Raw genomic sequence first — 8,367 nt, 5'->3', positions numbered from 1 at the left:
GATGGAGCAGACCACCGCCGAGGTGGTCGCCGGTGCGCGTCTGGCCGAGGACGCCGGCAGCGCACTGGGCGACATCGAGCGCGTCTCGCACGACCTGTCGGCGCTGATTCAGAACATCTCCACCGCGGCGCGCCAGCAGTCCGCGGCGGCGACCGACATTTCGCACTCGATGAACGCGATCCAGGAAATCACCTCGCAGACCTCGCAGGGCGCGAGCCAGACGGCCGACTCGATCGGCTACCTGGCGCAGCTGGCGAGCGACCTGCGGCGCTCGGTGGCGCACTTCAAGTTGCCGGGTTGATCAACGTTTACCGACAGGGGGCAACCTCGAACGGTTGCGCGATGCGCGTGTAGCGCGCAGCCGCTCAAGAGGGGCGCATGAGACTTCAAGACCACATCGATTTCACCACCCTGCAGTGGGTCAAGCCAGAGCTCGACGAGACCCTGGCGCGAGCCCGCGAGGCGCTGGAATCCTACGTAGAAAACCCGGGCAAGCGCGAAATCATGCGCGCGTGCGTGGATCACCTGCACCAGGTGCAGGGCACCTTGCGCATGGTCGAGTTGTACGGCGCGGCCATGGTCGCCGAGGAGATGGAAACGCTCGCCATCTGCCTGCTGGAAGACCACATCCGCCAACGCGAGGACGCCTTCGGCGCGCTGATGCGCGGCCTCATGCAGCTGCCCGACTACCTCGAGCGCCTCTCCGGCGGCCATCGCGACGTGCCGGTGGTGCTGCTGCCGCTGCTCAACGACCTGCGCGCCAGCCGCGACCAGCAGGCGTTGTCCGAGGCGGCGCTGTTCAACCCGAACCTGGAACAGGCGCTGCCGGTGCAGGCGCCCGGCGCGCAGGGCGAAGTCGACGTGGCCGCCCAGCGCAGCGCGATCACCGCATTGCGGCTGCGCTTCCAGCAGCAGCTGCTGGCATGGTTCCGCGGCCAGAATGCGGCGCAGCAGCTGGTGGCCATGCGCGAGACGCTGCTGGCGATCGCCGGCCGCTGCTGGACCGTGCCCGGCCGCCGCCTGTGGTGGATCGCTGCCGGTGTGCTGGAAGGCCTGGAGCAGGGCACGCTCAAGAGCCATGCGGCCGAGATCCGCCAGTTGATCGGCAAGGTCGACCGCAACATCCGCCAGCTCATCGAGCAGGGCGAAGCCAGCCTGCGCGGCGGCGATGCGGACGACCTGGCCAGCAAGCTGCTCTACATCGTGGCGCAGGCCCGCCAGGCCAGCCCGCAGATGGCGCAGCTGAAGCAGACCTACCGGCTCGACAGCCTGTTGCCCGACGCCGCCGAGCTGGAGCATGCGCGCGGCTCGATGTCCGGCCACAACCGCGCCCTGCTGGATTCGGTGTCCAAGGCACTGAAGGAAGACCTGCTGCGCGTGAAGGAAGCGCTCGACCTGTTCCTGCGCCAGAGCGACGCCGACCCCGCGCAGCTGTCCGCGCAGGGCGAGGTGCTCGAGCGCGTGGGCGACACGCTGGGCATGCTGGCGCTGGCCGTGCCGCGCCGCGTGGTCAACGAGCAACGCCGTGTGCTGGAGGAGATCGCGCACAAGGTGCGCACGCCGGAGGAGGGTGTGCTGCTCGACGTCGCCGGTGCGCTGCTCTACGTCGAATCGTCGTTGGACGACCATATCGAAAGCCTGGGCGCCGAGGACCTCGCCAGCGAAGCGGTGCCGGTCGAGGGCGATGTCGTACCCGCACTGCCGCGCAGCGAGGCACGCAGCATCCTCGCCACGCTCATGCAGGAGGCGATCGCCAATGCCGCCAAAGTGAAGGACGCCATCGTCGCCTTCGTCGAGGCCGGTTGGGACCATGCGCAGCTGCACGGCACCCCCGCCCTGATGGACGAAGTGGCCGGCGCCATGCGCATGCTTTCGGCACCGCGCCCGTCCGAACTGGCCGAGGGCATCGGCCGCTTCATCGGCAACGAGATGCTCGTCGACCGGCGCGTGCCGGGCAGCGCCCAGATGGACCACCTGGCCGATGCCCTGGCCGCGCTGGAGTACTACCTGGAGGCAGCCCGCGAGCACCGCGGCGGCCTGGAGCACATCCTGGACGTGGCCGAGCACAGCCTCGGTTCGCTCGGCTACTGGCCGCTGCCCGCCGCGCGCGTCGCCCTGGCCTATGAAGAACCGGCGCCCGTCGCCGCGAGGGAAGCGGTCGAACCGTCGCTGTCCGAATCGGTCAGCCTCGCCGCCGGCGGCGATCTCGGGGACCTCATCATCGGCAGCGGCGAATCGCTGCAGCCGGCCGCCCACGAACTGGCCGGCCTGCGCCTGGCGCAGACCGAGCCATTGCCGATGCCTTCCGGCGCGGAAGACAACGGCGATTGGGTGGAGATCGAGGAAGAGGTCGTCGAGGAGGTGCCGGTCGCCGACGCACTGGCAGGCAACGCCGGCTTCCAGCGGGGCACCGAGGGCATCGACGACGACATCCGCGAGATCTTCCTGGAGGAAATGCAGGAGGAGATCGACAACCTGCGCAACGCCGAGCAGACCTGGCTGACCGACTCCTCGCAGCTGGCCGCGCTCACGCCGATCCGCCGCTCCTTCCATACGCTCAAGGGTTCCGGCCGGCTGGTCGGCGCCAGCGTGCTGGGCGAATTCGCCTGGAAGGTCGAGAACATGCTCAATCGCGTGCTGGATGCCAGCATCCAGCCGCACGAAGGCGTGCAGGCGCTGGTCCGCGCTGCCATCGACGCGCTGCCGCAGTTGCTGGCGGCGCTCAAGGGCGAAGGCACGCCGACTGCGCCGCTCGCCGCGATCATGGCCACGGCCGACCGCCTTGCTGCCGGCGAAATGGCGCAGTTGGGCGACCATGCGCCGGCCGTCACGGAAACCGTGCGCCGCGTGGTGCGCCGCCGCGTGCCGCGCCTGGATGCGGCCGTCGAAGCCATCCCAGCCGCTGCGCATACCGACCTCACGGCCGCCATCGAGGCGGCCGATGCCGCGGCCGGGCGGGCCGAGACCATCGCCCTGCCGGTCATGCCGCCGGTCGACCCGGTGCTGCTGGAAATCCTGCGCAGCGAAGTGGCGCAATACCTCCAGGCGATCCGGGGTGCGCTCGCACGCGCCGACGGCGAACTGCGCATCGACGACGCGCTGCTGCGCGCGGTGCACACGCTGCACGGCGCCATCGCGATGGTCGACATCCCGCTGCTGACCCAGTTGCTGTCGCCGCTGGAAAGCCTGCTCAAGCGCCTGCGCGCCGCCGGCGAGCCGCTGTCCGCGGAAGGCGCGCACTTGCTTGCGCAGTCGGCCGACGTCGTCGACCACGTGATGGCGCAGTTCGACGCGCCCGAACCGCAACTGCCCGACGTCGACGTACTCACCGCACGGCTGGTCGAGCTGCGCGACAGCCAGCCGGAACCGAAGGTCGCGCACGTGCTGTTCGATTCGCGTGCGGAGGACCTGTCTGCGGAAATGCCGGACGACGGCGTCGCCGCCGCGCTCGATGCCGGTCTCGGCGATGCGCTCGGGCGACCGGCGACGAGCGAAATGGCCGGCCAGCCGGTCGCGGCCGGAACCGATGAGCACGACAGTTACGCCGGCGAGCTCCTGGCCGCGCTCGATGCGTTCGACCTGGAAACTGCCGGAACGCCGGTGGCTGGCACCACCGCGGGTGCCTTCAGCGCCGAAACGGATGACCAGCAGAGCCTGGCTGCGCTGCTGGACAGCCTGCTGAACGAATCGGTCGACAGCCACCCGACGGCTGCCGGCGCGCTCGACGGCACGGGTCCGGACGAAGCGGGCGAGGTCGCCGGCATGCCTGGCGCGCCCGAGTCGCCCACAGGTTGGGATGCCGGCCTGGAGATCAGCGGGCCGGAGCACACTTCGTCGTTGCGGGCCGGGGAAACGGTCCCGTTCCAGTCTGTTGATGCGATCGAGCCAGCCGAGCGGGCACCGCTCGCCACGCCAGCCGAGGAAGCCCTTCCCGGACCGGCGGACAGCGCGACCGGCGAGACCGCGCATGAGCCGGTCGCCGCTGGCAGCGAACCGATCGCAGGGGCCGAAGCGCCGATTGAAGCCGCGGCCGCGGCGCGCAAGGAGGGCACGTCGAACGCGCCATGGGTGGGCCAGATCGATCCGGACCTGCTCGAAATCTTCACCGAGGAAGCGCGCGAACTGCTCGACCACGCCGACGGCCTGCTGGCCCAGTGGCGTGCCGATCCGGGCGAGCCGGCGCACGCCGCGGGCGTGCAGCGCGACCTGCACACGCTCAAGGGCGGCGCCCGCATTGCCGGCCTGGTACCGGTGGGCGACCTGACCCACGCCATCGAGACATTGCTCGAAAGGCCAGTGGGCGAGCGCGATACCGCGCAGCTGATCGGTGCGCTGGAGTCCGGTTTCGACACCTTGAACTCGCTGGTGCAGCGCGTTTCGCAAGGCATGTCCATCGAATACCCGCAGGCGCTGATCGACCGCCTGCTGGCAATGGCCGGCCAGGAAACGCTGGCCGAGGAAGGCGGGGACGCCACCGCACCAGCAGCCGGAACGGCCCGCTTGCCTGCCGCCCCGCTGCCGGAACTGTTGCCCGAGCTGCTGCCCGACCGCGAAGAGGAAATCCGCCCGGCGCAGGAACAGATCCGCGTCCGCGCGGAACTGCTCGACAACCTGGTCAACCATGCCGGCGAGGTGGCGATCTACCGCTCGCGCCTTGAGCAGCAGGTCGCCGGCTACCGCTTCAACCTGGTCGAGCTGGACCAGACCGTACAGCGCCTGCGCAGCCAGCTGCGCATGCTGGAGATCGAGACCGAGGCGCAGATCATTGCGCGCTTCCAGCGCGAGCATCGCGAGGCGGGCATCGCCGCGTTCGACCCGCTCGAGCTCGACCGCTTCTCGCAGCTGCAGCAATACTCGCGTGCGCTGGCCGAGTCGGTATCCGACCTGGTCTCGATCCAGAACATGCTGGACGAGCTGACCCGCCAGTCCGAGACGCTGCTGATCCAGCAGTCGCGCGTCAGCGCGGAGCTGCAGGATGGCCTGTTGCGCACCCGCATGCTGCCGTTCGACACGATGGTGCCGAACCTGCGCCGCACGCTGCGCCAGGCCGCCCAGGAAGAAGGCAAGAGCGCCCAGCTGTACGTCGAGGGCGCGCACGGCGAAATGGACCGCAACCTGCTCGACCGCATCAAGGCGCCGTTCGAGCACATGCTGCGCAACGCCATCGCGCACGGCATCGAATCGCCTGCCGACCGCCGCAAGGCGGGCAAGCCGACCGAGGGTGCGGTGCGCATCCGCGTGGCTCGCGAAGCGACCGAGGTGGTGGTGCGCGTCAGCGACGACGGCCGCGGCCTGAACCGCGAGGCGATCCGCGCCCGCGCGATCGAGCGCGGCCTGCTGCGCCCTGACTCGCGGCCCAGCGACGACCAGTTGCTCGGCCTGATCACCCAGACCGGCTTCTCCACTGCCAGCCAGGTCACCCAGCTGGCCGGCCGCGGCGTGGGCATGGACGTGGTGTCCAACGAGATCAAGCAACTCGGCGGCTCGCTGGCGATCGAATCGCAGGCCGGCCAGGGCACCACCTTCATATTGCGCCTGCCGTTCACCCTGGCGGTGACGCAGGCCATCGTCGTGCGCATCGGCGAGGCGAGCTACGCCATCCCGATGACCTCGGTGCAGGGCGTGGCCCGGATCAGTCCGGACGACCTGGCTGCCCGCATGGCCGAGGCGAACCCGGTCTTCGACTACAACGGTGACTCCTACGGCATCCACGACCTCAACGAACTGCTCGGCCTGCCGCCCAGCCACGGCGGCGAAGAAGAACAGCTGCCGCTGCTGCTGACCCGCGCCGGCGACCTGCGCGCCGCGATCCGCATCGACGCCGTGATCGGCTCGCGCGAGATCGTGGTCAAGTCCGTCGGCCCGCAGGTCAGCTCGGTGCCGGGCGTGCTCGGCGCGACCATCATGGGCGACGGCTCGGTGCTGATCATTCTCGACCTGCCGCCGCTGGTGCGCCACGGCATCGCCCGCCGCGAACAGCGCCTGGCCGACGGCGTCGGCGCGGTGTCGACGCCGATGCTCGATGAGCAGCGCACCAAGCCGATGGTGATGGTGGTCGACGATTCGATCACCATGCGCAAGGTCACCGGTCGCGTGCTGGAACGCCACGACTACGAGGTCGCTACCGCAAAGGACGGCGTCGACGCGCTGGAGAAGCTGCACGACCGCGTGCCCGACCTCATGCTGCTGGACATCGAGATGCCGCGCATGGACGGCTACGAGCTGGCGACCCACATGAAGGCCGATCCGCGCCTGCGCGATGTGCCGATCATCATGATCACCTCGCGTACCGGCGACAAGCATCGCCAGCGCGCCTTCGACATCGGCGTGGACCGTTACCTCGGCAAGCCCTACCAGGAAGTCGAACTGCTGGCGCAGATCGCCGAGGTACTGGAACAGCGCGCGATGGAGGTCGTCCATGGCTGAGGCGGCGCCGGCGGTCGCCCTGCTGTTCGACGACGCGGGCCTGGGGGAACAGTTGCGCAGCGCACTGCAGGAACGCGGCGCGAGGATCGTGCACGAGGGGCCGCTCAAGGGCTTCAACCGCAAACTGCTCGTCTCGGTGGACGCGGACGTGCTGGTGGTCAACCTCGACGACGAAGACGACGATGCGCTCGATCGCCTGGACGAAACGCTCGCCGGCGACCGTCCCCGCGTGGTGTTCAACGACGGCCAGGCCAGCCGCCGGCTGGAGGGTTGGGACCGCGCGCGCTGGGCGCGCCATCTGGCCATGAAAGTGCTGGCATCGGGGAATGCCGACCCGCCGCGGCCGCCGGCGCCTGCACAAGCGGCGCTGGAGCCTCTCGCCCCCTCCACGGGGACGGCGGAGCCTGCCCCTGCCATCGAGCCGGTCGCTCCGGCGATCGAGGAAGTCCGCCAGGCGGCCGCCTCCGAAACCCTTGCCGCCGAGCTCGAAGCCCTGCTCGCCTCCGACGTGGCGGTCGCGGATACCGACGAGTTCGGCTCGGGCCTGAACTACGGCGCCGGCGAAGGTCTTGCCCTGCACGACGGAAAATTCGAGGCGGAGCCGGCGGAATCGTCGTTCGATGCCCCCGCGCCGGAGGCGATCGTCGAGACCTCGATCGAGATGATGGCGCCGGCCTTGCCGGATCCGGCTTCGGGTGCCGTCCACGCACCGGTCATCGAATCGCCGGCTCTGGCGGTGCTCCAGCGGGACCACCTGCAGCTGGCGACGGATGATCTGGCCGCCATCCCGGCGGCCACACGCCTGGCTGCCGAACCCGCCGCGGCCGCGCCGCGCGCGTCGGACAGCTGGACCCTGTTCGATCCTGACGCCACGCCCGCTGCGGCGGTCGATCGCGTCGACCCTGCGCACTTCGGCATCGAAAAACTCAGTGCGGCCGACTACCTCGCGCCCGAGGCCGAAGCGGAGCTGGAGTCGCCGATCCACCCGGGCTTCAGCCTTGAGCTGGTATCCATGGAAGAGGCCATCGCGCCGCAGGATTTCCAGCGCAGCCATGAAATGGCGTTCGAGCTGCCAGCCAGTACGGTGTCGCGGCTGGTCGTGCTCGGCGCCACTACCGAGAGCACGGCATCGGTGGGCGAATTCCTGGCCGCGCTTCCGGCCGGCCTGGGCGCCACCGTGCTGCACACCCAGCACCTGGCTGGCCGCCCCGCCGACGGGCTGGCCGAGTATTTCGCCTCGCAGTGCGCGCTGCCGGTGCGCGTGGCCGAGGCGGGCATGCGCGCGCGCGCGGGCGAAGTGATCGTGGTGCCGTCCGACCAACAGGTGACACTGAGCCGCGACGGCAGCATCGGATTGCAGCCGATCGAGGCGGGCGCGGCGCATGCGCCCTCGATCGACGTCAGCTTTACCCAGGCGGCCGCCGTGTTCGGCCGCGACGTGATCGCCATCGTCTTCGCCGGACGCTCGACCGATGCGGTGGGCGGCTGCCAGGCCGTGCACGACCGTGGCGGCCAGGTCTGGGTCGAAGCAAGCGGCGGCACGCAATCCGCCGACATGGTCAGCGGCGTGCTGGCCGAGCGTCTGTCCCATCTTGCCGGCACACCGCGCGAACTCGCCGCGCGCCTGGTCGAGCAATTCCCGGAAGGTCAGCCATGAGCGAACAACCCCTGCCGCGCGAAATCCGCTGCGTGCTGGTGCCGGTGGGCCAGCTGCGCCTGCTGTTGCCCAATGCCACCGTGGCCGAAGTGATCACGCTGCCGACGCCCGAACCGGTCGAAGGCGCGCCGGAGTGGCTGCTCGGGCGGATCGCCTGGCGCGGCTGGCGCGTGCCGCTGGTCTCCTTCACCAAGCTTGCCGGCGCGCCCGAGGGCGACGCCGAGCTGGCGGTACGCGTGGCGGTGCTCAAGGCGATCGGCAGCAACGCCAAGCTGCCGTTCCTC

The 8,367-nt window shown here is 70.1% G+C and carries 3 protein-coding genes and 1 pseudogene; all 4 read left to right on the top strand.

Annotated features, from left to right (window positions below):
- Positions 1-301 (top strand): annotated as a pseudogene (locus HOQ08_RS04790) (methyl-accepting chemotaxis protein); the annotation flags it as partial.
- A gap of 77 nt (positions 302-378) precedes the next feature.
- Positions 379-6,426, top strand: coding sequence for an Hpt domain-containing protein (locus HOQ08_RS04785; protein WP_291192195.1), 6,048 nt, complete (start codon positions 379-381; stop codon positions 6,424-6,426).
- Entirely contained in the window at positions 6,419-8,083 is a 1,665-nt protein-coding gene (locus HOQ08_RS04780; protein WP_291192193.1) for a chemotaxis protein CheB, read from the top strand. The genes HOQ08_RS04785 and HOQ08_RS04780 overlap by 8 nt, the downstream gene beginning before the upstream one ends.
- On the top strand, positions 8,080-8,367 hold a 288-nt coding region (locus tag HOQ08_RS04775; protein WP_291192191.1), incomplete at its 3' end, for a chemotaxis protein CheW. The genes HOQ08_RS04780 and HOQ08_RS04775, both read left to right, overlap by 4 nt.

The sequence above is a fragment of the Frateuria sp. genome, assembly GCF_013362045.1.
Classification (GTDB): domain Bacteria; phylum Pseudomonadota; class Gammaproteobacteria; order Xanthomonadales; family Rhodanobacteraceae; genus Frateuria_A.
This window is presented reverse-complemented; position numbering and strand designations above follow the sequence as displayed.

Coding starts and splice junctions, on each gene's coding strand:
- HOQ08_RS04785 (WP_291192195.1), top strand. CDS start 379: ATGAGACTTCAAGACCACATCGATTTCACCACCCTGCAGTGGGTCAAG.
- HOQ08_RS04780 (WP_291192193.1), top strand. CDS start 6,419: ATGGCTGAGGCGGCGCCGGCGGTCGCCCTGCTGTTCGACGACGCGGGC.